We start from the raw sequence: 24,264 nt of genomic DNA on the forward strand, positions 1-24,264 counted from the left end.
GCGCGCGGCCTCCTTCGTCCGCTCAGTGCGTCCCTGTGGTCGCCGGTACCGGCTCCAACGCCCCCAGAATCCACGGCATGTGTATGTCCTCGGCAGCGATGAGCACCTGCTCCTCGCCGTCGCGGCACTCCGCGATCCAGCAGCCTTTGTGGTTGTCCCCGGGATCCCAGCGGTAGGGCGGGCGGACGCGTTCGACGACGAGCGTGCGCGGCACGGTCCTGCGGGCGATGCGGCCGGTGGGGTCGGGGGTGGAGGCGAGGTAACCGGGGCCGGCCACCAGGTGACCGAACCCGGCCATGCTGTACGGGACGTCGCCGATGACGAACCCCGGGAAGTGCTCCTCCTGTTCGGGGATGCGCGGGGTGACCTCGATCGTGTCGGTCCCCTTCCGTCGGTCCGCCCGCGCCTTGGCCATGGCCCAGACAGCCGCCACCAGCAGGCCCGGAGCTGACCCGAGAGCGGTGAACCACAGCGCGTCCGTCATCCCCGGCGTGAAGGCGACGGAGACGGGCCCCACGCCCATGACCCAGAGGCCCGCCACCTGCGGCACCGCAAGCTGCCAGGGAGAGCGGAGCGGCGAGGTGGCGCCCTTGCGGGCCAGCCAGTAGGCGCTCCAGAAGAGCACCAGGGAGAAGGGGATCAAGGCCATGCCGATGCCGGCGGGGATGCGGTAGTCGTTCGTCGGGACCTCGTGGGTGTCCTGCCGCACCCCTTTGAACTCGATGAAGCGGACCTGACCCCTCCAGTACCAGTCGGTCACCCGGTCACCGGCCTTCACGGCACGGAACACCGGCCGTTCGTCCCACTCCTCCCCACTCATCCTGATGGTGTGGGAGGAGCCGTCGGACTCGGTGAGCCTGATCCAGTACTTGGTCGTCTTGTTGTGGCGCTCGGTCCAGGTCTTCTGCACGGTGGCCGCCACCGGGCGTTCGCAGTCCTGCGACACGACGCCCGCCGGGCAGGCGGTCGCCGCCTCGAAGTCCCGCTGCTCGGCGAGCAGACGGGGGACGACGCCGAGGAGCAGGACCCCTGCGGCGATCGCGAACACGATGGCCCACGCCGCCGTCCAGACAGCGCTGCGTCGGTCCTGGCGGGACGAGCGGGCGGCGCTCATCGACAGGTCAGGGGTGTGCCCCACCTTGCTGACCAGGGAATAGGGATCAACATGGGGCCATTGTGCGCCTGCGTTCCGGGGGCTCGGGGGCGGGGTCGGGGGACGTGCGCGTTCCGGATGTGCGCCGTCAGAGGCTGTGCACCGGCATGCGGGGGGCACTGAGTGCTGCCTCCGCCGCCCGCTCGGTGCGGCAGCCGCCGCACAGTGCTTCGTCCCCCATGGGCCGGAAGAGGAGCGGCTGCGTGTGGTCGCCTTGGCATTCACGCATCTGGGCGACGCGTGGTCGCGGTGGGGTGGGGCGCCGGGCCCGGATCGGTGGTGCCTCGGGGAGTTTGCGTGTCAGCCGGTCGCGGATGAGGGATGCGGCGTGGTGGACGGGTTCGGGGAGGCCGTTGCGGAGCTCTTCGCGGAGGTCGCGGCCGGTTGCTCCGCGGAGGAGCCAGTCGGCTGCGAGTGGGGCGAGTTCCTTGAGCTCTCGTCCGGTGAGGCGGAGCCGGCGTTCGGTGTGGGAGACGGAGGCGAGGACGAGGGTGGCGTGTTCGACGAGGTCGTCGGGGATCAGTTCGCGCGGCGTCGGCGGCACGGGAGGTGGGGAAGTGTTCTTCACCGTGTTTGTCTTTGGGTGACGACCGACGGGCCGGGGCCTCGGCTCACCGACGGCCGGTTTCACGGTAGTCGGCGTTGCTTGCCCATCCCGGATCGCCCGGGCCTGCTCGGCGCTGAGCGGCTGGTTGGCGACCAGCTGCGTGGTCGTCCACCGTCCGTCGGGGCCCTGGCTGCGCCACTCGTGCGCGTAACCCTCCTCTTTGAGCTGGGACTTGGCGCGCTGGAAGGCGGCGTTCTTGATCCCGGCGCGGGCGGCGGCCTCGGAGAACGACAGGCGTTCGGTGTCGGGGGGGGAGAGGAGGAAGAGCAGCAGGCACCGGGCGTTGGGGGAGAGCCGTGGGTGACGGATGATGTCGTTCGGAGCTTGAGTGAATCGGCCCGTAGGCGCGATAGCATGGCGCAGCATCCCAGGGTCTCCTTGGGTTTCGACCTTGGCGGTGTAGGCCCCTGCGGTGTCCTGGCAGACACGTGGGGGCCGCTTTGTGCGGCTGAGCGTACAGGTAACTCAAGGCTCGGAACGTCGCCGTATGTAGTCGAACTTGTGTGCCATGGGGTCGTGTTGAGCGTTGTGCGCTCCATGTTTTAGCTTCGCGCCCTTGACCCGTGTTGCTCACGAGCGGAAGCTTCGCAAGAACGCGCAACCGGCTTGATAGGGGAGGGATCCATGAACCTAACCTTCATCGGGATCGACCCGGAGACCACCGGAGGAGGCTCGGCGACTGCCTGGGTGCATGAGGGTACGGCCGACCTCATCCTCCAGGGGGAGAAGGCTGATGAGTTGCTGAAGGAGCAGATCGGCCGGACCGATTGGGTGCCCGGTCATGACCGGGGCATCCCCGAGCACGAGACCGTGATTCGCATTCCGGCCCGTATGGTGCCGATTCTGAGGGAGGCGTGCGATGCAGCAGAACGACGTGCCCGACTTCTCTGAGCTGCTCCGTGCAGCTCGGAGCACGGCCATTCACCTGGAGATGCGGGACAGTTACGCGGTTGGTGACGAAGCAAGCGGCTTCGAGCGATTCCTGCGGACAGGTGAGGCCGACCTCGACCCCGACTCGGCCTTCTGGCAAGGGTGGACGCCACTCGTGCGCGAGGCGATTGGGCGGGGGATCGTGATGCGCCGGGCTCGGATCGTCTCCGAGCCGGTCACCGACTACATCCGGTACGAGCATGCCTTGACGCCTGTCAACGTCGCCGTGGGCGAGCGTGTCCGTTGGCTACCGCGACGCGAGGCCTCGGACATCGCGCTGCCGGGCAACGACTTCTGGTTGATCGATGATCGGATGGTGCAGTTCAACTTCTTCACAGGCAATGGGGACTGGGCTTCCCCAGGCCATGTGTGCACGGAGGACCCCGCTGTGGTCAGGCTCTGCTCTACCGCATTCGAGGCCGTGTGGGAACGCGGTATCGACCATGAGAAGTACACCGTCTGACCGCAGCTTCCAGTCATGCCCGTACCCCCCTCTTCGAGCGCCCAAGCAGCCCGCGAGGCGCTCGCGGCGCGTCTGCTCAACCTCCGCAAGGACGCCGGCCTCACCGGACGGGAACTCTCTGTCCGGTGCGGCTGGCACCCGGCGAAGACCACCAGGCTGCAAAAGGGCGCGGTCGCGCCCACGGACGCGGATATCCGCGCATGGTGTGCAGCCTGTGGTGTGGAGCGTCAGGCCGAGGACCTGATTGCCACCGCCCGTGCTGTTGATTCCATGTACCTGGAGTGGCGCAGGCTCCACAGAACCGGCATGCGCAAAGTTCAGGAAGACTTCTATGCGCTGCACGAGCACACAAACGTGTGCCGTGTGTACTCCTCCAATGCAGTGCCCGGCTTCATCCAGACGCCCGCGTATGCGACCGCGCTCATGCAGTCCATCACGGACTTCCAGGGCACCCCCGATGACGTTGCCGAAGCCGTGGCTGCCCGGATCGCCCGCTCCCGCTTCCTCTATCAAGGTAATCACCGCTTCGTGGTGCTCCTGGAGGAATGGGTTCTGAGGTCCCGAATCGGATACCCCGAGACGATGATCGGTCAGCTTCGGCACCTGCTCACAGTGATGCCTCTGCCATCCATCGCCCTGGGGGTCATTCCGTTCACCGCGCAGCGCCTCGTATGGCCTCTGGAAGCCTTCTATCTCTTTGATAATCGACGCGCCGTCATCGAGACTCTCACCGCCGAGGTCAATATCACTCAGCCCCGCGAACTCGCTGACTATCAAAGGGCTTTTGCCCAGCTGTCCAGGATGACCGTCCACGGGGACAGGGCGCGTGCCTTGATCGAGGCGGCACTCGACACCCTCGCGTGAACTCGCGCAATTATGCGCAACTTCCTGGCTGTTGCTGCCTGCCGATCCGTAGCGTCCCCTCATGACTCCGGACACAGAAGCAGCAGCGCAGCAAGCAGACGCATTCATGGCAGGGAAGCGGAAGGCCGACGACGCGGCCTTCATGCTTGGGCAGGTACTCAAAGCCGTGGGCATCACCGTGGGCGACCGGGACTCCTGGCCCCAGTTGACCGGGCGAGCCTCCCTCGCGGGTGAGCCGTACGTCTACCTGGGCACGGTTCCCCTGCCCACGGCGCAGAAGCTGGCGAACGCCTTGGTGCGCGCCGAGTCGGCACGACGGGTGAAGGCCTAGCAGAGCCAACGCCCGATCTGGAACCAGTAGGACGTTCTGTCCAACACGACACGGGAGGTTCCCCATGCAGGAGACCACTGTCCGTCCCTGGGGCATCAGCCGCATGCGTCCCTATCCGGCCACACACCAGCAGCCGTTCGCCACCGTCACCATCGACCCGGAAACCCAGACCGGCGTGTACCGCGATGGCGCGGGCCATGTGATGGAGATGGGTAAGCACGGATCCAGCAAGGGCACCGAGACCCAGCCGCAGAGCACCAACCTGGACAGCCGCAACGATACCGACCACGACCAGGACAGTGAACAGGACTGATGGCCGTGGACCGAGGACCGGTGGTGGTGGCCGCCGAAACGGACGATCAGACAGCCGATCTGGTCATCGCCGAACTCAACCAGCGCAACGTGTCGGTGATCAGATTCAACCCCGGTGACATCGGCCAACGCTTGGCGATATCTGCCCGGTTCGGTGCTCACCCGGGCACGCCGGCCGGACCGGTCCGTACCCCCTCAAGGACGGCGGACCTCGCGGAAATCCGTTCGGTGTACTGGAGGCGGCCGACCTGGCCCGCCTTCGAGCACCTCGACGAGCCCGACGCACGGTTCGCCGCCGCCCAGGTTCGCCACGGGCTCGGCGGTGTTCTGTACGCGCTGCATGACTGCCTGCACGTCAACCATCCACTGCGAAACTTCGAAGCCGAGTACAAGCCGCTTCAGCTCGCCGTGGCCCAGCGGATGGGACTGAACGTGCCGCCCACGCTCATCGCCAACGACCTTGATGCAGTAAGGGCGTTCATCGCTGCTCATGGCGAAGTGGTCCACAAGGTACTGCGCTGGACGCCCTACCGGCAGGGTGCGGTCGGACTGACGACATGGACCGAGCCAGTGACCGAAGGTGAACTGGACGAGAGCATCACGGTCGTGCCGCACTTGTTCCAGGCGCGCGTGAACAAGGTTGCGGATCTGCGCGTAGTGGTCGTCGGCGGAAAAGTGTTCGCGATCCGGATCGACTCCGATCTGCTGGACTGGCGTACGGATTACGACGTGCTGTCCTACAGCGTGGTGGACCTGCCGTCCCGGCTGGAGAAGACGCTCATCGCCTACCTGGAGCATTTCCGCCTGGCCTCGGGCAGCTTCGACCTGTGCGTCGATCGTGAGGGGGAGTTCCACTGGCTTGAGCTGAATCCGAACGGTCAATGGGGTTGGCTGGAGGATCAGACGGGTCTGAAGCTGGCCGCGGCCTTTGCCGAGTTGCTGATGCGAGGAGGGTCATGACCCAGTCCGATACGGGTACGGACACCGCCGCCGAGCGCCGTGCCCTCGCCGACCGCCTGGCCATCGGCGGACATCTCGTAACCCCTAGATGGCGGGCGGCAGTCGAGGCCGTCCCCCGGGAGCTATTCCTGCGACTGGGTGTCTTCCTGCCTGCCGAGGATGGTCGATGGACGCCCGTCACGGAGGCCGGAACCGACCCCAAGGAGTGGGCGGAGATCGCCTACAGCGATCAGTCGCTCGTCACCCAGCTCGACAACCACCTCACGGCCGACCAGGCCGACGGGCCAGTCCGGGGCTTTCCGACCTCGTCGTCCACGGTCCCGGCGACCGTAATCGGCATGATCGAGGAACTGGAGGTCGCCGACGGCCAGTCCGTGCTGGAGATCGGGACGGGCACGGGGTACTCGACCGCGCTCCTCTGCCATCGGCTCGGCGAGGACAACGTCACCAGCGTTGAGGTGGACCCCCAGGTCGCCGCCCGGGCGGACGCCGCGCTGGAGAACGCGGGGTACTCGACCTGGACGGTCACCGGGGACGGCCTGCTCGGGCATCCGCGCCGGGCTCCCTACGACCGGGTCATTGCGACCTGCGCGGTCCGCCGCATTCCCTACACATGGATCCGCCAGACCAGGCCCGGCGGGATCGTCCTCGCAACGATGGGCTCCTGGGCGTACGGGACCGGTCTGGCCAAGGTCGCTGTGAAGGACGACGGCACTGCGGAGGGGCGGATCATCGGCCGGTCCTCGTTCATGCCCGCTCGTTCCCAGGCGGTGGTTCCGCCGGCCGGAGACCTGTCGGCCCGTGCGGCCTATGCCGACACCGAGCGCCGGGCCGTGGTCGCTCCGCAGTTGCTGGAGGGGTGGATGCCAGCATTCCTGGCTCAGCTCGCCGTTCCTGGAGCCCAACTCACCTGCACCGTCGCGGAAGACGGCGAGCGAGCCGTATATCTCTTCGACGTCGAACGCGAGTCGTTCGCGGCGCTCGTTCGCGACGGGGGCGGTTGGACGGTCCGCCAGGGCGGCCCGGTCGCCCTCTGGGACGCCGTCGAACGGGTCCTGTCCGTCTGGGAGGACGCCGGGCAGCCCGATATCGACTCCGTACGCGTTCGGGTGACCGACCGGACGCACACCTACTGGATCGGGGACGAGCCGGCTCTGCGATGGGAACACCGGATCGCGTAGCTCTGCGGTCACCGGCCCCGCGTCTGCGGGCACTCCGCACAGATCTTGCGGGCTTTCGCGGATGTCCGGGACCCGCCCGGGCGGACACGATCAACCCGTCACCAGAACCCACCGGGCGCCGCACCGCCGGGTGGGCGGTCGACCGTGCCGGGGCTGTCCAGGGCCCCGGCACGGCACCGCCGCCCCCGTGCTCGGCCGGTGGTCAACGAGAAAGAAGGATTACGTCATGCTCAACGCCCTCATCGACCTCTTCAGCGACTTCGCCGACTGGTTCATCGGCTAAGTCCCGGTCCCACCGGGAGAGTCCCCGCTTCCGCGCGAACGGAAGCGGGGTCCCGGGACGCGGCGGGGCGGACGGAACGGCGGCGGGCCGTGGCGTCCGTGCCCGTGCGGGAGCGTCCTGGGGCCACGGGGGCGGGAGGGAGCCCCGCCCCCGCAACCCGCTGCACGGGTCAGTGCGCCGGTGAGCAGTACTGCTGCTCCTTCCCGATGGAGCGGTACATGCAGTCCGCGTTCTCCAGGAGTTGGAGCACCGCGTCCCGGTTGCGCGCCGTCTCGCGGTCGATGACCGAGGCCGGCGGGTAGAAGCCGCCGTCCGCCGCGCTGCTCGGGTACATCTCGAAGGTGTAGGCGAAGATCTTCTGGTCGCCCCAGAGCCAGTCGTCGATCGCGCCGTCGGTGATGTAGAGCCGGCTGTCCTGCTCGGGGGTGTAACCGTTGCTGGCGGCCATGGACTTGCCGACCGTGGCGAACGCGTCGTAGTCGTCCCGGGTCATGCCGGGCGCCGTCTCGTCGTACGTCCAGCCGAACGGCCACATGACCAGTTCGCTGTAGGTGTGGAAGTCGATGGCGGCCTTGATGCGCTGGGTGCCGTCCACCTTCCGGGAGCGGACGAAGTCGGAGACGGCCTTCACCTCGGGGGCGGATTCGGCGGCGGGGCCGCGGTACGTCTCGGAGCCGGTGCTGCCGGAGGAGCCGCCGCAGCAGGCCCACTTGTAGTCCCAGTTGCGGTTGAGGTCCGTGCCGACGTTGGAGGAGCCGGAGTTGGGCTGGCGGTTCTTGCGCCAGCTGCGGTACGTCCCCGTCGCGATGTCGTATTCGCCACCGTCGGGGTTGACATCGGGGACGATCCAGATGACGCGGTTGTCGACCATCTTGGTGATGCGGGGGTCGGTGCCGTAGCCGTTGCCGAGCTCCTTGAGCAGGTACAGCGCCATCTCCACCGTCAAGTGCTCGCGCGCGTGCTGGTGGTGGGTGAAGAGGACCTCGGGTTTGGCCGAGTCGGGGTCGGGGTTCGTGCCCGAGGTGACCTTGACGGCGATGATGTCGCGGCCTTCGTAGCTCTTGCCTATGACCTGTTTGCTCATGAAGGTGGGGTGGGCGGCTATGTCCGTGTCGATCTCGGCCATGGCCTCGGCGTAGGTGTGGTACTTGGCGTCCTGTGCGGGGAATGTGTGCGGTCTCGGCGTGTGGCCGCCCGAGCGGTCCGGCGGGCCGGGGAGCGGGACGACGCGGAGGCCCAGGGCACGTATGCGGTCGGCCTGGTCGGAACTGGCCGTGATGTCCGCCGTGTTGCCGTGGACGGCGTCGACCGACGCGCCCGTGGCGGCGACGGCGGTGCGCTGGGCCGCCGTGCGCAGGCCGTCGACCTCGTACGCGTGGGGGCGGCGGTCGTCGCGTGCGGTGGCGGGGGCGGCCAGGGCCAGGGAGAGCAGGACGGCGAGGGCGGCGGCTGCCCGGCCGCCGGGGGAGCGCGGTCGCATGCGGTCTCCTGAGGGGTCCGATGGTGCGACGGGTGGGGGGTTGGGCACCCTCAGTGTCGAGAGGATGGCATGAGCGGGTCAACGCGACCGGTGCGGGGGATTCCGGCCAACTTCCGGCAAGTTGACCGCCTCATGCGTCTGATCGATTGCGTTCGGCCCCATCCGTATCAACAATGCGCATGACAAATACCGTTCGGAGAGGACCACCCCCCATGAGACGACCTCTCGTCGGCGCGCTCGCCACGCTGCTGCTCACCGGAGCTGGTACCGCGACGGCCGTCGCCGCTCCGTCCGCCCCGGCCCCGGCCCCCGCACCCGCCAAGTCGACCGCCAAGGCCGTCGACTTCGCCGGCACCGTCGCCCTCAGCAACTGCTCCGGCTCGCTGATACGGCTGCCCAGCTCGGCCGACAACGACCCGGCGCTGGTGCTCACCAACGGCCACTGCCTGGAGACCGGGATGCCCGGCCCCGGCGACGTGGTCGTGGACCAGCCCTCGTCCCGTACGTTCAGCCTGCTCAACTCGACCGCGGGCAAGGCCGGTACGCTGCGCGCCAGCAAGGTCGCGTACGCCACGATGACCGACACCGACGTCACGCTGTACCAGCTCAACAGCACATACGCGCAGATCAAGAAGAACTACCGGATCGACGCCCTCAACCTGTCCACGGACCGGCCCGCCGCCGGTACGGCCATCAAGGTCGTCTCCGGGTACTGGAAGAAGATCTACTCGTGCAACGTGGACGGCTTCGTCCACGAGCTCCACGAGGGCGACTGGGTCTGGAAGGACTCGCTGCGCTACACGCCGTCCTGCAACACCATCGGCGGGACGTCCGGCTCCCCGGTCGTCGACGTGAACACCGGCAAGGTGGTCGCCGTCAACAACACCGGCAACGAGAACGGCGAGCGCTGCACGGAGAACAACCCGTGCGAGGTGGACGAGAACGGCAACGTCACCGTCCGCAAGGGCATCAACTACGCCGAGCAGACGTACGGCATCGCCAAGTGCATCACCAAGGGGAACAGGGTCGATCTGAGCCTGGATGGGTGTGCCCTGCCGAAGCCGTAGGGGTACCGAAGGAGGGGCCCGCCCTGTCCGGCGGGCCCCATCCCGTTGCGGAAGCTACGGCAGTCCGTGCACGTGCGGTCCCACCGCCGACGACCACGCGTTGCCGCTGCTCGCGTCCCAGTTGGTGGACCAGGTCATCGCGCCCCGGACGCCGGGGTAGGTCCTCGCGGGCTTGAACGTGCCGCAGCCCGTCCCCTTGGCGAGGCAGTCCAGGGCGTTGTTGATCACCGACGGGGGCACATAGCCGCTGCCCGCGCCGCGCGTCGAGGCGGGCAGGCCCAGGCCGACCTGCCCCGGGTCGAGGCCGCCCTCCAGCTGGATGCAGGCCAGAGCGGTGAGGAAGTCCACCGTGCCCTGGGAGTACACCTTGCCGTCGCAGCCGTTCATGGAACCGCTGTTGTAGAACTGGGTGTTGACGACGGTCAGGATGTCCTTGATGTTGAGCGCCGTCCTGAAGTAACCGGCCGACGTCGACTGCATGTCGATCGTCTGCGGCGCCATGGTGATCACCAGTCTGCTGCCGGCCTTCGCGGACAGTGCGCGCAGGGCCTGCGTCATATACGTCGGGTTGATCCCGTTCTCCAGGTCGATGTCGACGCCGTCGAATCCGTACTTCTGCATCAGGGACCAGGCGCTGTCGGCGAAGTTGTTCGCGGACGCCGTGTCGTTGACGCTGATCGTGCCCCGCTCGCCGCCGACCGAGAGGACGACCGACTTGCCCGCGGCGTGCTTGGCGGCGATGTCCGCCTTGAAGCGCGCCTCGTCGTACTTCAGCGCCGGGTCGAGGGTGAAGGAGATCGCGCCGGGTGTGGTGGTGGCGTCGGCGAAGGCCACGGCGATGATGTCGTACTGGTCGGACACGTCGCCGATCGTCTGGACCGTCGCGCCGTTGTCGAAGTTCTGCCAGTAGCCCGTCACGGCGTGCTTCGGTACGGCCGGTCCGCCGCCGCCCGCTGTCGTGGTGGCGGTGATCTCTGCCGAACGGGGTGACTCGCCCGCTGCGTTGACGGCCGTCACCTGGAAGCGGTAACTCGTGGACGGGGCCAGCCCGGTGACCGTGGCGGACGCTCCCGCGACCTCCTGGACCCGGGTGCCGTCCTGGTAGACGCGGTAGCCGGTGGCGCCGGTGACCGGGGTCCAGGACAGGGCGACGGACGAGGACGTGGCCCGCCCGGCCGCGAGCCCGCCGGGCGCGGCGGGCACCGGGTCGCCGGGGTCGGTCGGATCGCCGCCGGGCCCGGTCAGGGTGAAGTCGTCGGCGGAGTAGGCCCCTTGTCCGTACCAGCCGTGGGTGTAGACGGTGACGGACGTGGTGGTCGCGCCGGTGGTGAAGGACGTGGTCAGCTGTTTCCAGTCGGAGCCGGTGCCGGGGCTCCACGTCGAGACGTCCGTGGTGCCGGTCCCGCTCGCGCCCAGGTAGACGTACGAGCCCTGGACCCAGGCGCTGATCTGGTAGGCCGAGTTGGGCTTGACGGCGACCGTCTGGGAGCAGCGGGCGGTGTCCTGCCCGGCGGGCGTGGCGCGCAGGGCGGCCGTACCGCTGTGGACGGGGGAGGCAGTGACGGTGCCGCTGTCCGCCGAACAGGTCCAGGGGGAGAGGCCGTTCTCGAAGCCGGCGTTGCGGACGAGGTTGGGATCCGCGGCGTGGGTGGGGGACGCGGCGGCTATGCCGCCGGCGGTGAGGGCGAGCGCGGCGAGAGCGCTGGCGGCGGAGCGTCTGGTGGTACGGGGACATGGCCGATGCACTACTGCCTCCGGTGGGGGGCGAGTTGAAAGGGTGAGTGGGGGGTATCGCAGGGGAAGGCGGTGGCCACCGTCTGGAGCGTGAGGATGGTCCAGACCAATCCATTCGTCAAGGGTTCGCGACCCACGCGGCCGGGGCGGGCACCCAAGGAACTGTTCTCAGCCGCTCCATTCGTGGATACAGTGCGGAGGTTCGCGGATACAGTGCGGAGGCGGAGGCGCCGAGCAGTGACGGTCCACGGCCACCGGGGCACCGGACGGCCGGAGTGAACGGGGAATCCGACGTGCCGATTGCGATAGCGGTCACCAGTGGCGATCTGGTGCTGCCCGCGCCCGACGGCCCGGCCCCGACCGCCGCCGTGTTCCGCCCGCCCGGGGAGCAGCCGTTGGAGACCGCCGTCACGCAGGCGGGCCTGCTGCTCGACCAGTGCGGCCACCTCGTCGTCCTCTACCCGGACGCGCTGCCCGCGCCGTACGTCCACCGGCTGCACGCGGTGCGCGCGCTGCTGGAGAGCGAACGGATCGCCCTGCTGCCCGTCGGGCTGCCCCCGCTCGCCGTCGGCGTACTGGCCCGCCAGTTACGCCAGTTGTCCCTCTCCGACCTCGGGCCCGGCATCCTCGCCTCGGCGGCCCGGCTGCTCGCCCACTACATCTACGCCGGCGCCGAACTCGCCAGCGTCGCCCGGCTCGACCGGATGCCCGTCGGCCTCGGTCCGCATGTCGCCTCCCTGCTCCCCGGCGTCCGCTTCGGGGTCCTCGTCAATCCCGTGCCCCAACTCGTCCGCCCCGGTGGGGCGGAGATCCCGGGGCCCGCGTACCCGACCCGGATGACCGTCGCCCGCGCCGGGCCGCGGCGGGAGAGCGACTGGGTCACCGACACCCTCGCCCCCGCCTGGCAGGTCCAGGGTGTTCAGGAGATCTCCCCGCTGCCCGAGGGCTCCGCGCGCTGGTGGGGCACCCCCCGCGCCGTCGAGTTCGCCGCGGCGATCCCCGACCCGTCCGTCCTCTACCAGCTCATCGCGTCCGTACGGCGCGAGGAGTGCCGCTGGTGCGGGCTGGAACTCATCGGCGACCGCTGCGGGTTCTGCTCCGCGCCGGTGGCGGCGGCCGCCGCGTGAGCGCCCCGCGGCGGGCCCCGGGGCCGGCCGGTCCTCGGATCCGGCTGCTGCCCGGCCCCCGAGGTCCGGCCGGTCCCGGGGCCCCGGCCCGCCGCCCGCCGGTCCGCTGACCCCCGACCCCGATCCCCACCCCGACCCCGATCCCCACCCCGTCCCCCGTCCCCGGCCCGTCCCCCGTCCCCGGCCCGTCCCCCGTCCCCGACTCGTCCCAGCGCACCCGATCCGTCCCAGCGAGGTCGCCGCCCCATGAACTCACGCCAGCGTCGCGGGATCGTCCTGCTGCTCTTGTCGGTCCTGTGCGCCGTCGGCGCCGCCGCCGGGGTCCTCGCCGTCGTCGACGACGCCGAGTCCAAAGCAAGCCCCGAGGTCACCGCCTACCGGCTGCGCGAGGACGTTCCCGCCTACCGGGCCCTGGACGAGGGCGCGTTCGAGAGGGCTCCGATGCCCAGACGGTGGCTGCCGCCCACCGCCGTCACCGATCTCGCCGGGGTGCGCGGCAAGATCGCCGTGACACCGCTGCGCAAGGGGTCGCTGCTGCAGAGCGACATGATCGTCGAACGGCCCGCGCTCGCCGCCGGGCAGCAGGAGATCGCCATCATGATCGACGCCGCGACGGGGGTGGCCGGGAAGATCACCCCGGGGGCGAAGGTGAACATCTACGCCACTTTCGACGGACGGACCGCGGCCGCTGCGGGAAAGGACGGGAAGGAGCAGAGCACCCCGCCCGTCTCCAAGGTGATCGTCAGCGGCGCCCAGGTCATCGAGGTCGGCCGGCTCACCCCGCTCGACCGTCAGAGCCAGGACGGCCAGGGTCAGAGCCGGCGGAGCGGGAGCGTCCGGCCGGTCGGCGAGGCCGTGCCCATCACCTTCGCACTGGACACCAAGGACGCCCAACGCGTCGCCTACGCCGAGTCGTTCGCCACCCACGTCCGGCTGGCGCTCGTCGCCCCCGGCGGCGACCCCGGCGTCAGCGGCTCCGACCGGACCTACACCCTCGACGGCGACAAATAGGGGCCCGGCCATGACGATCCGCATCCTCCCCGCCGTCGCCGACCCCGAGGCGGCCCACGCCGTCGAGGGGCTCCTCGCCCAGCTGCCCGGCGTCGAACCGCTGCGCACCGTGGGCGACTCCGCCGGGCTCCTCGACGCCCTCGCCGTCCTGGGCGCCTCCTCCGTCGCCGGACTGCCCGAGGTCGTCCTCGTCCACGAGCACCTCGGGCCGCTGCCCGCGCTCGAACTCGTCCGGGAGGTCGCCCTGCGCTTCCCGGCCACCGGCGTCGTCCTGCTCTCCGCCGACGCCGGGCCCGCGCTCTACGCCGCCGCCATGGACTGCGGCGCCCGGGGCCTGGCCGCGCTGCCGCTCTCCTACGACGAACTCGGCGCCCGCGTCCGGGCCGCCGCCCACTGGGCCGACGGGGTCCGCCGCCATCTGGGCCCCGCGGACGCGCCGACGGGCGGCGCGGGCGGCGGCCGGCTCGTCGCCGTCGTCGGGGCGAAGGGCGGCGTCGGGACGACCGTCACGGCCGTCCAACTGGCCCTGGCCGCACGGGCCGCCGGGCGCGACGTCGCCCTCGCCGACCTCGACCTCCAGTCCGGGGACGTCGCGTCCTACCTGGACGTGCAGTTCCGGCGCTCGGTCGCCGACCTCGCGGGCATCACCGACATCTCGCCCCGGGTCCTCCAGGACGCGGTCTTCCCGCACCCGACGGGCCTCGGCCTGCTGCTCGCCCCGGCCGAGGGCGAGCGCGGGGAGGAGGTCGGCGACCTGGCCGCCCGGCAGATCACCGGCGCCCTGCGCCGCCGTTACGAGCTCGTGGTGGTCGACTGCGGCACGCAGATCACCGCCGCGGGGGCGGCCGTCATCGAGACGGCCGACCTGGCCCTGCTGGTCACCACGCCCGACGTGGTGTCCGTACGGGCCGCCAAGCGCATGGTCCGGCTCTGGGACCGGCTCCAGATCCGCAAGGCGGAGGACACCATGACCGTCGTGAACCGTCACACCCGCACCGCCGAGGTTCAGCCGCCCCTCGTGGCCCGCACCACCGGGACGACGACCGCCCGGACGACCGTCCCCGCCGCCTACAAGGAGCTGCGCGCGGCCGTGGACGCCGGGCGGATGCAGGACCTCGACGCCAGGTCCGGGGTCCGGCAGGCGCTGTGGACGCTGGCGGCCGAGCTGGGGCTGACCGGAGGGCCGGGCCGCCGGGCGCTCGGGCCGGGGGGAGGGGACGGGGGTGGTACGGGCGCCGATCAACTGAGGCCCGTCGCCTCGCCGTTCAGCAGGCTGCGGCGGAGGATCGGGGGCGACCGGGGGCAGATCGCCGTCGAGTTCACCGGGATCGTCCCGATGATCCTGGTGGCGCTGGCCGTGGTCTGGCAGTGCGTCCTCGTCGGCTACACCTACTCGCTCGCGGGCCACGCCGCCGACACCGGCGCCCGGGCCGGGGCCGTCGGCCGCGACTGCGCGGCCGCCGCGCGCGCCGACCTGCCGGACGCCTGGCGGACCGGTGCGGTCGACTGCGGGAACGCCGGCGGGGTCTACCGGGCGGGCGTCCGGCTGAAGGTGCCCGTGCTGGTGCCGAACGCGGTCGACTGGCCATGGCCGGTGGCGGGGACGGCCGGCGTGGCGCGGGAGGACTGAGGGGTGGTGAGTTTCGGGAGAGTGGTTGCCCCTGTCCCGCCCCCAGATGGGGCGCCCCCATTTCACCGTTGGCTGATTCAGCCCGTCCGGCGATTCAGGACAGCGCGCGCAGCGTGCTGCTGCGGAAACGGCGAAAGGGCGGGACAGGGGCAAATCCCTCCCCCCGAACAGGAACGCGGCTCCGCCGCCGTCGAGTTCATCGGCTTCGTCCCGCTCCTCCTGCTCGTCGCCCTGGTCGCCGTCCAGCTCGGCCTCGCTGCCTTCGCCGCGCAGCAGGCCGGGACCGGCGCCCGCGCCGCGGCCCGGACGGCCACCCTCGACGAGCCCCGCACCACGCCCGCGGACGCGGCCCGCGAGGCCATGACGGGCTGGGTCGCCGACCGCGCGGACACCACGGACGCGCCCTCGTGCGCGGGCCGCGACGAGGTCACCGCGACGGTCGGCGTCAGCGTCCCGGGCCTCGTCCCGGGGACGGACTTCCATGTGACCCGGCACGCCACGATGCGCTGCCCCGCGCCCGCGCCCGCGCCCGCAACCGCGCCCGTTCCCGCACCAGGGGGCGCACGATGAGCCTGCGCGCCCGCATCGTCGCCCCCGACGCGCCCGCCGCCGGGCGGGAGGCCGACCACCTCGTCCCCGTCTACCGGGCCAAGCTCCTGGAGGAGATCGACCTCGCCGAGATGTCCGCGCTCGCCGCCGCCGAGCGCCGGGGCCGGCTGGAGCGCGTCCTCGGGCACATCATCAGCCGCGAGGGGCCCGTCCTGTCGACGGCCGAACGCGACCGGCTCGTCCGCCGGGTCGTCGACGAGGCCCTCGGGCTCGGCATCCTCGAACCCCTGCTGGAGGACCCGACCGTCACCGAGATCATGGTCAACGGCCCCGACCAGGTCTTCGTCGAACGGGCCGGCCGGGTCGAGGCCGTCCCCGTCCGCTTCGCCTCCCACGAGCAGCTGATGCAGACCATCGAGCGCATCGTCTCGACGGTCAACCGCCGGGTGGACGAGTCCCACCCCATGGTCGACGCCCGCCTCCCCAGCGGCGAACGCGTCAACGTCATCATCCCGCCCCTCGCCCTCAACGGCGCCACCCTCACCATCCGCCGCTTCCCCCGCGTCTACACCCTGCGCGAACTCATCGGCATGGGCACGCTCGACGAGCCGACGTTGACGCTCCTCGCCGCCCTCGTCCGCGCCAAGTTCAACATCGTGATCTCCGGTCCCACCGGCTCCGGGAAGACCACGCTCCTCAACGCCCTCTCCGGGCTGATCCCCGAGGGCGAGCGGATCATCACCGTGGAGGACGCGGCCGAACTCCAGCTCCAGCAGGGGCATGTGATCCGGCTGGAGGCCCGCCCGCCCAACGTCGAGGGCAAGGGCCGCATCACCATCCGCGACCTGGTGCGCAACTCCCTGCGTATGCGCCCCGACCGCATCATCGTCGGCGAGGTCCGCGGCGGCGAGACCCTCGACATGCTCCAGGCCATGTCCACCGGCCACGACGGCTCGCTCGCCACCGTCCACGCCAACTCGGCCGAGGACGCCCTGATGCGCATGCGCACCCTCGCGTCCATGTCCGAGGTCAAGATCCCCTACGAGGCCCTGCGCGACCAGATCGACAGCGCGGTGGACTGCGTCGTCCAGCTCACCCGGGGGCCGGACGGCTCGCGGCGGATCACGGAGGTGGCCCTGCTGGACCCGGGCGACGACGTGGCCCACGGCGCGGAGTACCGGCTCGTCGCCGCCGTCCGCTTCGACGCCCTGCCCATGGGCCCCGACCGCGTCGTGCGCGGCTCGTTCGCCCATCTCCCCCTCCCGGACCGCGCCGTGGAGAGGCTGCGCCTGGCGAACGAACCGGTGCCCCAGGCGTTCGGCGTCGCCGCACCACCGGCCGGACGGGCCGCGGGCCGGCACGCCGCCCCCGGACAGCCCCTTGGACATCCGCGCAACCGGCCGACGTAGCGAGGCAACCGGACCATGGACAGCACCGCACTCCTGACCCTCGGCGCCACCCTTCTGGCCGGCGCGCTGGCCGTCGCCGGCGTACGCACCTGGCTGGCCGGGCGGCAGCAGCACGCCGCCCTGGTGGACCGGCTGGCGGGCACCCCGGACGCCACCGGCCCCCGCCCCCGGCCGTTCGCCCGCTTCGACCGCCGGCTGCGGGCCACCTGGTTCGGCCGCCGCCTGGAGCGGCGCATCGCCTCGACCGGACTCGCCGTCACCCCGGGCGACTTCACTCTCCGGACGCTCGCCGCGGCGGCCGTCCTGTGGCTGGTGGCGGCCCTCGCCCTCGCGCCGTTCTTCGGGCCGATCGCCGCGGTCGTCACCGTCTGGGCCGCCTCCGCCTTCCTCGCCCGGCAACGCCGCAAGCGCATCGAGAAGTTCATCAACCAGCTCCCCGAGCTCTCCCGCATCCTCGCCAACGCCACCCAGGCCGGACTCGCCCTGCGCACCGCGCTCGGCATGGCCGCCGAGGAGATGGACGCCCCGGCGGGCGAGGAACTGGCCGCGGTCGCCGACCGGCTCGCCGTCGGCCACTCCGTCGACGACGCCCTCGGCGAGCTCGCCGAGCGCCTTCCCTCCCGCGAACTCGTCGTCCTCGTCACGACCTTGGTGCTGTCCAACCGGGCCGGCGGCTCCGTCGTGCGCTCGCTGCGGAACCTCACCGAGACGCTGGAGGAGCGCAAGGAGACGCGGCGCGAGGTCCGCACCCAGCTGTCCCAGGTGACCGCCACAGCGTACGTCGTCCCGCTGATGGGGATCGGCACCCTCTTCCTCATGGACCGCATCGCCCCCGGCTCGATCGACCGGATGACGGGGACGGTGGCCGGACAGCTCGCCGTGGTCGGTGCGTTCGTGCTCTACGGCATCGGCTTCTTCCTGATCCGGCGCATGTCGCGCATCGACGTCTAGGAGGTTCTCCGCCGTGGGACTGCTGCTCGCCCTGCTGGCCGCCGCCTCGGTGGCCGGGGTCTGCTACGGCGTCGCCCTGTGCCGGGGCGGGGCCAGGCTGCCGCCGGACCTGGCGGTCGCCCTGGAGGTCGGGGCCACCCGCACCTCGGCCGTCGGCTCCGCCGTCGACCGGCTCGGCATGCGCGGGGCCCCGCTCGTCCTCCGCCTCATGGGCGAGCGGCGCGTCGCGCGGATCCGTACCCGCATCGACCGCGCGGGCAACCCCGGCGGCCTGACCGTGGACCGCTATGCGGCCCGCCGGGCGGTCTACGGGGCGCTCGGCTTCGGCGGCGCGCTGGTCATGGTGGCGAAGGGGCAGTGGCTGGTGGCCGCCCTGCTCGTCGCCTTCGGGCTGTTCTGGATCGAGGTCGGCATCTGGGCCGCCGTCCGCGAGCGGCGCGTGGCGATCGAGCGCACGCTCCCCGACTTCCTGGACGTGCTCGCCGTCGTGGTGAGCGCCGGGCTGAGCTTCCGGCAGGCGCTCGACCGGGTCGCGGAGCGCTACGAGGGCCCGTGGGCGGACGAACTGCGCATCGCCCTGCGCCAGATGGACATGGGCGTCAGCCGCCGCGAGGCGTTCGACGGCCTGCGCCGGCGCAACGAGTCCGAGCAGGTCGCCCAGTTCGTCTCCGCCCTGCAGCAGGGCGAGGAGCTCGGCTCGCCCATCGTCGACACGCTCATGGACCTCGCCGACGACATGCGGCGCACGGACGCGCAGCACGCGCGGCGGCGGGCGGCGCGGGCGGTGCCCAAGGCGACCGTGATCATCACGACGTTCATGGTGCCGGGGACGCTGGCGCTGATGGTGGCGGGGTTCTTCCTCGGCTCCGGGGTGGACTTCGGGACGGTGACGGGGAGGTGAGGCGGCGCCTGCAAGGAGGAGCGGGGAAGCGCGAGTTGTGTGAAGACCCTTCGCTTCTGCAATCAGTTGTGGGACAGTCGTCGACGCCTGGAAGCGGCTCCCCGTCCGGACGGAGGTGCGGTGTGTGAGGTGCCGGATGTTCGGCGCGATATTCCAACTTCCGTGCGACGGGGGAAAGCTGGGGCGTGCGCACTGTTCCGCGCCTGCCGTTTGGGCGTACGTTTCCCGTGCGGTGAGTGGTGCGGTGAGTGACCGTGCGCTGACGCGGATCCACCCGCAGAGCCGCAACCGACCGGCCGCCCGCGGAGGGGAAGAGGATGGCGCAGCGTTTCCGGAACCGAGCCTTCTGGGACGACCGGGGGCAGACCTCGGTCGAGTACCTGGGCATCATCGCGGTGGTGGTGGCGATCGTGCTGGTGCTGACGACGACGGACTTCGGAACGGTGATCGCCAAGGCGATCATGGACCAGATCCACAAGATCACCTGACCCCGCGCGCACCCGGGGCGCGGGACGCGGGACAGGCGTTCCCGGTCTACGTCGTGGCCGTCGCGGGCCTGCTGTTCGTCGCCCTCGCGGTCTTCGCCGTGGGCATGGCCGGGGCGGCGAGGAACGGCGCGCGGTCGGCGGCGGACGCGTCGGCCCTCGCGGCGGCGCAGAGCTACCGGGACGAGGTGTTCGCCGGCTTCCTCCGCGACCTCGGCACCGCCGACGCGGGACGCCGCTGGCTCACCGGCCTCGGGGACCCGCCACGGGCGGCCTGCTCCGAGGCGGCCCGGCTCGCGGGGAGCAACGACGCCGACGACGAACGGTGCAGGATCACCGCGGGCCCCGGCCCGGCGACCTCGTTCGAGGTGACGGCGCGGACGCGCAAGGCCGTCGGCACGTCGGTCGTCCCCGGCACGGAGGACGTCCACGCGCGGGCCACGGCACGGGCCGTGCTGGAGCCGCGCTGCCGCCCGGGGCCGGGGGACGTCCCGCACGCCGGACCGTTCCTCCTGGAGTGCGACGACGGGCGGGAGTTGACGGTCGACCCCGGCCACCCGGACCCGCTCCTCGACGCGAAGGACCTGTTCGCCGTCCGACTTGCCGCCACCGACCAGTGACCGACGAGCGAAGGAATGCGAACGATGAGCGCAGGGCACCGGAGGATCGCGGCCATGGCCCTCATGGTCCCGCTGGCCGCGGCGGCGGCCGGGTGCGGCGGCGGGGACGACGGAGGCAGGGACGGAGGGGGCGCCGGGAGCTCGAAACCGGTCGCGGACTCCGAGGACTCCCGGCCGGGCGGCGTACTGGGAGAGCTCAAGGGGCCCAACGGCGTGGTGGTGACGATCGGTTCCGCCGTCCGGGACGGCGGTGGCTTCGTCACCGTCCAGGGCTCCGTCACCAATCGCGGCAAAGCCGTCTTCGACGCGCTCGAATGGCGCTCCAAGGAGACCGGCGTGAAGTCGAGATCCGCGATATCGGGGGCCTCGCTGGTCGACGACCGCAGCAAGAAGCGCTATCTCGTCCTGCGCGACACGGACGGCGAGTGCCTGTGCACGACGGGCCTGACGAACATCAAGCCTGGTGAATCCCGCCCGGTCTTCGCCCAGTTCCCCGCGCCGCCCTCGGAGGTCACCGCGGTCGACTTCCAGCTCCCCACCATGCCCACCGTCCGCATCAGGCTCTCGGGGTGACCCGGTGGTGACCCGACTGCCGATCGTCGTCCTCGCCCTGATCGCCTTCGGGGCCGTCGCGCCGGCGCCCGCCCACGCTTCCGGACCCGGCGACCCCGCGAACACCACCCCGCCCGTCCGCCTCGACCCCACCGCCCCCGGCCTGAAACTGCGCAAGGGCGCGCGGCTCGCCCCCGGGCGCGTCCTCGACGTCAAGTCCGTTGTGGAGACCGGCAGCAACGGCGGCGAGCGCCGCGAGGACACCAACGTGGACGTGACGTTCGCCCTCCAGACGGAGATCCTCTTCGACAAGGACAGCGCCGACCTGGGCAAGGCGGCCGGACAGCGCATCGGCGTGATCGCCGCGGAGGCGAAGAGGCAGCGGGCGACGACGATCCGCGTCTTCGGCTTCACCGACAACCTCGGCTCGGCCGACCACGGCATCGCCCTCTCCAAGGAGCGCGCCAACGCGGTGCAGCGCCGCCTCGCCCGGGAACTGGGCTCCTCCGCGATCACCTACCAGATCCGGGGGTACGGCGAGGAGTACGCCATCGCCGACAACTCCACGGAGGACGGCCGCCGCAAGAACCGCAGGGTGGAGGTCAGCTTCCCGCGCAGGGGATGATGATCAAGGTCGGTCCGCCACCGGCTCACCGTCGGCCCACCGAGGAGAAGGATCCCCCTTGCGCAAGCTCGTCTACTGCATCGCCTCCACCATCGACGGCCACATCGCGGGCCCGGACGGCGCGGACCCGACCGGCCCGGACGGCTTCTGGCCTGTCCCGGAGGACTACGTCCGGCACCTGATCGCCGAGTACCCGGAGATCCTCCCGGTCCACGCCCGCGCCGCGCTCGGCGTCACGGCCGGGGGGACGCACTTCGACACCGTCGTCGAGGGCCGCCGCACCTACGAGACCGGCCTGGCGGCCGGGATCCCCGACGCCTACCCCCACCTGCGCCACCTGGTCTTCTCCCGCACCCTCACCGAGGCCCCGGCCCCCGCCGTGGAACTCGTCGCCACCGACCCGGCGGAGAAGGTCCGCGAGCTCAAGCAGGAGCCCGGCAAGGACATCTGGCTCATCGGCGGCGGCGAACTGGCGGCCTCCCTCTACCCCGAGATCGACCGCCTGATCATCAAGCTGGGCCCGCTGACGACGGGTACGGGTGTCCCGCTGTTCGCCCCGACGGCGGGCTTCGCACCGCGCGTGTGGACGCTGTCCGGGCATGTGGCGATGGAGAGCGGCGCGGTGTTCCTGACGTACGACCGGGACGGGGAGGCGTAGCCGCCCGTAAAGGGCGGGACCGACGGCGCGCCCCGCGTGCGCCTGCCGGATGCTTCCGTGCCCCTCTTCACGCCCCCGCAAGCGGAGGGGCACCGGTGCGTTCCGCATGGTTGGATTTCAGCCAGTTGACTGTCCAGTTGACTGTCGGAACGGGGTTCACGATGACCCAACAGCGCAACGGCCAACAGCGCAACGACATCTCGGGCGGCAGCATCGACGGTCCGGCCGTTCAGGCCGGCACCATCGGCACCGTTCACATCGGCACGAGACCCGGCGCAACGCCCCCGGACCGGCTGACCCGGGTCAAGAACCGGCTGGCGGCGGAAGTGCGGACGCAGTGGCGGGACGAGGTCACGGCGCAGGACCTGGACAGCCCCGCGCCGCTGCGCCTGTGGTGGCGGCGGACCGAGCGGGCCGTGGCCGCACGGGGCGCGGACGGGGCGCAGGAACGCGGCGCCGTGGACGGGCTCGTGGCGATGTTCCGCGAACTCCCCGTCCGGCAGCTGGTGATCCTCGGCGAGCGGGCCTCCGGCAAGAGCGTCTCCATGATGCTCCTGACGCTCGGGCTGCTGGAGGCGTACGACCCGGCGGACCCGGTGCCGGTGCTGATGACGGCCTCCTCGTGGCACCCCCGGCGCGAGCACCTGCACACCTGGCTGGCCCGCCGGCTGACCGAGGAACACCCCTTCCTGGCCGACCGGAAGGGGTGCGGTACGGACATGGCGGCACGGCTGGTCACCGGCGGGCACGTGCTGCTGATGCTCGACGGCCTGGACGAACTCCCCGCGGAGCTGCACGCGTTCGCCATCAGGGCGCTCGACCGGGCCGTGGGCGGCCGGGACCGGCTCGTGGTCGCCTGTCTCGCCGCCGAGTACGAACAGGCGGTCGCCCGGAGCGGCCGGATCCTGACCCGGGCGACGGTCGTGGAGATGGAACCGGTCTCCCTCGACCGCGCCGAGGAGTTCCTCACCGCCGACCGGCCGCCCGCCGACCGCCGCTGGCAGGACGTACTGGCGCGGCTGCGGGCCCACCCGCGGCACCCGGCCGTACCTCTGGCCCAGGCACTGACCAGTCCGCTCATGGTCGCGCTCGCTCGCGCGATCTACGCTCCGGCGGACGCGGACCCCCGCGTACTGCTGGGCTTCTCCGACCGGGAGGGCATCGAGAGCCATCTGCTGAGCGCCTTCCTCCCGGCCGCGTACGAGCCGCGCCCGCCGCCGCCCGGCGGCAGGCGGCGCGCCCCGGCGCACTATCGGCCCGAACAGGCCCGGCGCTGGCTGGTGTTCGCCGCCCGTCACATGAACCGGAACCGGACGCAGGACTTCGCGTGGTGGCAGGTGGAGACCGCGGTGCCGGGGAGCGTCCGGGGGCTGGTCTTCGCGGTGGTCTCGGGGCTGGTGTTCGGTGTGATCGGCCACGCGGCGGGCGGACCGGTGATCGGGCTCGTCTTCGGGGTCCCGTTCGCGCTGGCCGGATTCGTCGTGCAGACGACGGCCCGGTGCAAGCCGCCGACGCGGGTGGAGATCCGCTTCCGGGGCACGGGCGGGCCCTTCCTCCTCCGCTCCGCGGTGGGCTTCGTGATCGGCATCGCGCTCGGCTTCGGGTTCGAACTCCCCTATGACGACGCGCTGATGCTGGGTCTGCCGTTCGCCCTGGCGGTCGGTCTGCACGCCTGGCTGCGGGTGCCCGCCGACGCGAAGAAGGTGTCGAGCCCCGGGCTCACGCTCCAGCAGGACCGTACGGCGACGCTCATGCTGGGGCTCTCGTTCGCCCTCTCCTTCGGCCTCACCTTCGGGACGGTCTTCGCCCACACGGATCCGTCGGCCTCGGACTGGCCGGGGTTCGGGCCCGTCGACGGCCTCACGGTCAACGCGGTGTTCGTGCTCCCCGGCGCGCTGGCCGGCTGGATCGTGGGCCGTCTGTCGTACGGGCGGTGGGGCAGCCTCGCCTACGGCGTGGCGGGGGCGATCGTGAGCGGCGTCGTCTTCCCGCCGGCGGACGACCCCGGCTTCGCCTACGGGCTCGGTATCGCCTTCGGTCTCGCCTGCGGCTTCGTGGTCGTCCTCGGGCGTCCGTGGGGCGCGTTCGTCTTCGCGTGCGCCCTGCTGGCGCTCTCGGGCCGACTGCCCTGGCGGCCCATGGCCTTCCTCCAGGACGCGCGCCTCCGCGGCGTCCTCCGCCAGGCGGGCGGCGTCCACCAGTTCCGGCACGCCCGGCTGCGCGACCACTTGGCCGAAGGGCACACGTAGGGCGATCAGGGTGGACACCGGGCCGACGCGGCTGCTGGCTTGGTTGTGGCGACGGAGGTATCCGTCGCAGGAGCCAGGACGGCGGTTGCGGCCACCCATGGCGTGGGCGCGGGGTGCATGAAGTTATGAGGA

The 24,264-nt window shown here is 71.3% G+C and carries 25 protein-coding genes; 21 read left to right on the plus strand and 4 right to left on the minus strand.

The window, feature by feature from the left end; all coding sequences use genetic code 11:
* Window positions 1–22: 22 nt before the first annotated feature.
* Window positions 23–1,138 (minus strand): hypothetical protein, encoded by a 1,116-nt coding sequence (locus tag AB8735_RS23555; RefSeq protein ID WP_372409166.1) that lies wholly within the window; start codon window positions 1,136–1,138, stop codon window positions 23–25.
* Window positions 1,139–1,241: 103 nt separating this feature from the next.
* On the minus strand, window positions 1,242–2,126 hold the full coding sequence (locus tag AB8735_RS23560; protein ID WP_372409168.1) for a hypothetical protein: 885 nt from the start codon (window positions 2,124–2,126) through the stop codon (window positions 1,242–1,244).
* A gap of 258 nt (window positions 2,127–2,384) precedes the next feature.
* On the opposite strand from AB8735_RS23560, the gene AB8735_RS23565 reads away from it, so the two are divergent.
* The 7 genes from AB8735_RS23565 (at window position 2,385) to tgmC (ending at window position 6,801) form a co-directional block, all read left to right on the plus strand.
* Window positions 2,385–2,651: a hypothetical protein gene (locus tag AB8735_RS23565; protein ID WP_372409169.1), complete on the plus strand. Its 267-nt coding sequence runs from the start codon at window positions 2,385–2,387 to the stop codon at window positions 2,649–2,651.
* Window positions 2,620–3,153 (plus strand): DUF6879 family protein, encoded by a 534-nt coding sequence (locus AB8735_RS23570; protein WP_372409171.1) that lies wholly within the window; start codon window positions 2,620–2,622, stop codon window positions 3,151–3,153. Before AB8735_RS23565 ends, AB8735_RS23570 begins: the two co-directional genes overlap by 32 nt.
* A 15-nt stretch (window positions 3,154–3,168) precedes the next feature.
* On the plus strand, window positions 3,169–4,017 hold the full coding sequence (locus tag AB8735_RS23575; protein ID WP_372409173.1) for a helix-turn-helix domain-containing protein: 849 nt from the start codon (window positions 3,169–3,171) through the stop codon (window positions 4,015–4,017).
* Between the two features lie 106 nt (window positions 4,018–4,123).
* Window positions 4,124–4,348, plus strand: a complete 225-nt coding sequence (locus AB8735_RS23580; RefSeq protein ID WP_372409175.1) for a hypothetical protein — start codon at window positions 4,124–4,126, stop codon at window positions 4,346–4,348.
* A 64-nt stretch (window positions 4,349–4,412) separates the two neighbouring features.
* Window positions 4,413–4,661: a putative ATP-grasp-modified RiPP gene (gene tgmA, locus AB8735_RS23585; protein WP_372409177.1), complete on the plus strand. Its 249-nt coding sequence runs from the start codon at window positions 4,413–4,415 to the stop codon at window positions 4,659–4,661.
* A complete protein-coding gene (tgmB, locus tag AB8735_RS23590; RefSeq protein ID WP_372409179.1) occupies window positions 4,661–5,620 on the plus strand; it encodes an ATP-grasp ribosomal peptide maturase in 960 nt (319 codons plus the stop codon). The genes tgmA and tgmB overlap by 1 nt, the downstream gene beginning before the upstream one ends.
* Window positions 5,617–6,801 (plus strand): ATP-grasp peptide maturase system methyltransferase, encoded by a 1,185-nt coding sequence (tgmC, locus tag AB8735_RS23595; protein ID WP_372409180.1) that lies wholly within the window; start codon window positions 5,617–5,619, stop codon window positions 6,799–6,801. Before tgmB ends, tgmC begins: the two co-directional genes overlap by 4 nt.
* A 452-nt stretch (window positions 6,802–7,253) precedes the next feature.
* Here the strand turns inward: tgmC and AB8735_RS23600 are convergent, their stop codons facing one another.
* A complete protein-coding gene (locus tag AB8735_RS23600) occupies window positions 7,254–8,564 on the minus strand; it encodes a M14 family metallopeptidase (RefSeq protein ID WP_372409182.1) in 1,311 nt (436 codons plus the stop codon).
* A gap of 212 nt (window positions 8,565–8,776) precedes the next feature.
* Between AB8735_RS23600 and AB8735_RS23605 the strand changes: the two genes are divergently transcribed.
* Window positions 8,777–9,631: a serine protease gene (locus AB8735_RS23605; RefSeq protein ID WP_372409183.1), complete on the plus strand. Its 855-nt coding sequence runs from the start codon at window positions 8,777–8,779 to the stop codon at window positions 9,629–9,631.
* Between the two features lie 54 nt (window positions 9,632–9,685).
* Here the strand turns inward: AB8735_RS23605 and AB8735_RS23610 are convergent, their stop codons facing one another.
* Window positions 9,686–11,377 carry a chitinase gene (locus AB8735_RS23610; protein ID WP_372409185.1) on the minus strand — a complete coding sequence of 564 codons (1,692 nt, stop codon included), beginning with the start codon at window positions 11,375–11,377 and terminating at the stop codon, window positions 9,686–9,688.
* Between the two features lie 281 nt (window positions 11,378–11,658).
* Here AB8735_RS23610 and AB8735_RS23615 point away from each other — a divergent pair, with 281 nt between their 5' ends.
* The 13 genes from AB8735_RS23615 (at window position 11,659) to AB8735_RS23675 (ending at window position 24,132) form a co-directional block, all read left to right on the plus strand.
* Window positions 11,659–12,492 carry a hypothetical protein gene (locus AB8735_RS23615; protein ID WP_372409187.1) on the plus strand — a complete coding sequence of 278 codons (834 nt, stop codon included), beginning with the start codon at window positions 11,659–11,661 and terminating at the stop codon, window positions 12,490–12,492.
* Between the two features lie 246 nt (window positions 12,493–12,738).
* The gene (gene cpaB, locus AB8735_RS23620) at window positions 12,739–13,503 is read left to right on the plus strand and encodes a Flp pilus assembly protein CpaB (RefSeq protein WP_372409190.1); all 765 of its coding nucleotides are present in this window, start codon (window positions 12,739–12,741) and stop codon (window positions 13,501–13,503) included.
* Between the two features lie 10 nt (window positions 13,504–13,513).
* Window positions 13,514–15,133, plus strand: coding sequence for a P-loop NTPase (locus AB8735_RS23625; RefSeq protein ID WP_372409193.1), 1,620 nt, complete (start codon window positions 13,514–13,516; stop codon window positions 15,131–15,133).
* A gap of 21 nt (window positions 15,134–15,154) precedes the next feature.
* A complete protein-coding gene (locus tag AB8735_RS23630; protein WP_372409195.1) occupies window positions 15,155–15,703 on the plus strand; it encodes a TadE/TadG family type IV pilus assembly protein in 549 nt (182 codons plus the stop codon).
* Entirely contained in the window at window positions 15,700–17,091 is a 1,392-nt protein-coding gene (locus AB8735_RS23635) for a CpaF family protein (protein ID WP_372409197.1), read from the plus strand. The genes AB8735_RS23630 and AB8735_RS23635 overlap by 4 nt, the downstream gene beginning before the upstream one ends.
* Before the next feature lie 15 nt (window positions 17,092–17,106).
* Window positions 17,107–18,042: a type II secretion system F family protein gene (locus tag AB8735_RS23640; RefSeq protein ID WP_372409198.1), complete on the plus strand. Its 936-nt coding sequence runs from the start codon at window positions 17,107–17,109 to the stop codon at window positions 18,040–18,042.
* A 13-nt stretch (window positions 18,043–18,055) separates the two neighbouring features.
* Window positions 18,056–18,943: a DUF5936 domain-containing protein gene (locus AB8735_RS23645; RefSeq protein WP_372409199.1), complete on the plus strand. Its 888-nt coding sequence runs from the start codon at window positions 18,056–18,058 to the stop codon at window positions 18,941–18,943.
* A 317-nt stretch (window positions 18,944–19,260) separates the two neighbouring features.
* A complete protein-coding gene (locus AB8735_RS23650; protein ID WP_372411902.1) occupies window positions 19,261–19,431 on the plus strand; it encodes a hypothetical protein in 171 nt (56 codons plus the stop codon).
* Window positions 19,428–20,048, plus strand: coding sequence for a pilus assembly protein TadG-related protein (locus AB8735_RS23655; RefSeq protein WP_372411903.1), 621 nt, complete (start codon window positions 19,428–19,430; stop codon window positions 20,046–20,048). Before AB8735_RS23650 ends, AB8735_RS23655 begins: the two co-directional genes overlap by 4 nt.
* Before the next feature lie 24 nt (window positions 20,049–20,072).
* Window positions 20,073–20,621 (plus strand): hypothetical protein, encoded by a 549-nt coding sequence (locus tag AB8735_RS23660; protein WP_372409201.1) that lies wholly within the window; start codon window positions 20,073–20,075, stop codon window positions 20,619–20,621.
* Between the two features lie 4 nt (window positions 20,622–20,625).
* Complete coding sequence (locus AB8735_RS23665) at window positions 20,626–21,225, plus strand: OmpA family protein (protein WP_372409203.1); 600 nt, start codon at window positions 20,626–20,628, stop codon at window positions 21,223–21,225.
* Window positions 21,226–21,283: 58 nt separating this feature from the next.
* On the plus strand, window positions 21,284–21,883 hold the full coding sequence (locus tag AB8735_RS23670) for a dihydrofolate reductase family protein (protein WP_372409205.1): 600 nt from the start codon (window positions 21,284–21,286) through the stop codon (window positions 21,881–21,883).
* Between the two features lie 161 nt (window positions 21,884–22,044).
* Window positions 22,045–24,132 (plus strand): hypothetical protein, encoded by a 2,088-nt coding sequence (locus tag AB8735_RS23675; RefSeq protein WP_372409207.1) that lies wholly within the window; start codon window positions 22,045–22,047, stop codon window positions 24,130–24,132.
* Window positions 24,133–24,264 lie beyond the last annotated feature (132 nt).

Origin of the sequence: Streptomyces luteireticuli, assembly GCF_041519305.1 — a bacterium.
Taxonomy (GTDB): Bacteria; Actinomycetota; Actinomycetes; order Streptomycetales; family Streptomycetaceae; genus Streptomyces; species Streptomyces luteireticuli.

What these genes read in the sequence shown, in the direction of transcription:
- AB8735_RS23600 (WP_372409182.1), bottom strand. Translation starts at nt 8,564, where the DNA reads ATGCGACCGCGCTCCCCCGGCGGCCGGGCAGCCGCCGCCCTCGCCGTC.
- AB8735_RS23675 (WP_372409207.1), top strand. Translation starts at nt 22,045, where the DNA reads ATGACCCAACAGCGCAACGGCCAACAGCGCAACGACATCTCGGGCGGC.
- tgmA (WP_372409177.1), top strand. Translation starts at nt 4,413, where the DNA reads ATGCAGGAGACCACTGTCCGTCCCTGGGGCATCAGCCGCATGCGTCCC.
- AB8735_RS23660 (WP_372409201.1), top strand. Translation starts at nt 20,073, where the DNA reads ATGAGCGCAGGGCACCGGAGGATCGCGGCCATGGCCCTCATGGTCCCG.
- AB8735_RS23580 (WP_372409175.1), top strand. Translation starts at nt 4,124, where the DNA reads ATGGCAGGGAAGCGGAAGGCCGACGACGCGGCCTTCATGCTTGGGCAG.
- AB8735_RS23560 (WP_372409168.1), bottom strand. Translation starts at nt 2,126, where the DNA reads ATGCTGCGCCATGCTATCGCGCCTACGGGCCGATTCACTCAAGCTCCG.
- AB8735_RS23650 (WP_372411902.1), top strand. Translation starts at nt 19,261, where the DNA reads ATGGCGCAGCGTTTCCGGAACCGAGCCTTCTGGGACGACCGGGGGCAG.
- tgmC (WP_372409180.1), top strand. Translation starts at nt 5,617, where the DNA reads ATGACCCAGTCCGATACGGGTACGGACACCGCCGCCGAGCGCCGTGCC.
- cpaB (WP_372409190.1), top strand. Translation starts at nt 12,739, where the DNA reads ATGAACTCACGCCAGCGTCGCGGGATCGTCCTGCTGCTCTTGTCGGTC.
- AB8735_RS23565 (WP_372409169.1), top strand. Translation starts at nt 2,385, where the DNA reads ATGAACCTAACCTTCATCGGGATCGACCCGGAGACCACCGGAGGAGGC.
- AB8735_RS23625 (WP_372409193.1), top strand. Translation starts at nt 13,514, where the DNA reads ATGACGATCCGCATCCTCCCCGCCGTCGCCGACCCCGAGGCGGCCCAC.
- AB8735_RS23575 (WP_372409173.1), top strand. Translation starts at nt 3,169, where the DNA reads ATGCCCGTACCCCCCTCTTCGAGCGCCCAAGCAGCCCGCGAGGCGCTC.
- AB8735_RS23635 (WP_372409197.1), top strand. Translation starts at nt 15,700, where the DNA reads ATGAGCCTGCGCGCCCGCATCGTCGCCCCCGACGCGCCCGCCGCCGGG.
- tgmB (WP_372409179.1), top strand. Translation starts at nt 4,661, where the DNA reads ATGGCCGTGGACCGAGGACCGGTGGTGGTGGCCGCCGAAACGGACGAT.
- AB8735_RS23570 (WP_372409171.1), top strand. Translation starts at nt 2,620, where the DNA reads ATGCAGCAGAACGACGTGCCCGACTTCTCTGAGCTGCTCCGTGCAGCT.
- AB8735_RS23640 (WP_372409198.1), top strand. Translation starts at nt 17,107, where the DNA reads ATGGACAGCACCGCACTCCTGACCCTCGGCGCCACCCTTCTGGCCGGC.
- AB8735_RS23605 (WP_372409183.1), top strand. Translation starts at nt 8,777, where the DNA reads ATGAGACGACCTCTCGTCGGCGCGCTCGCCACGCTGCTGCTCACCGGA.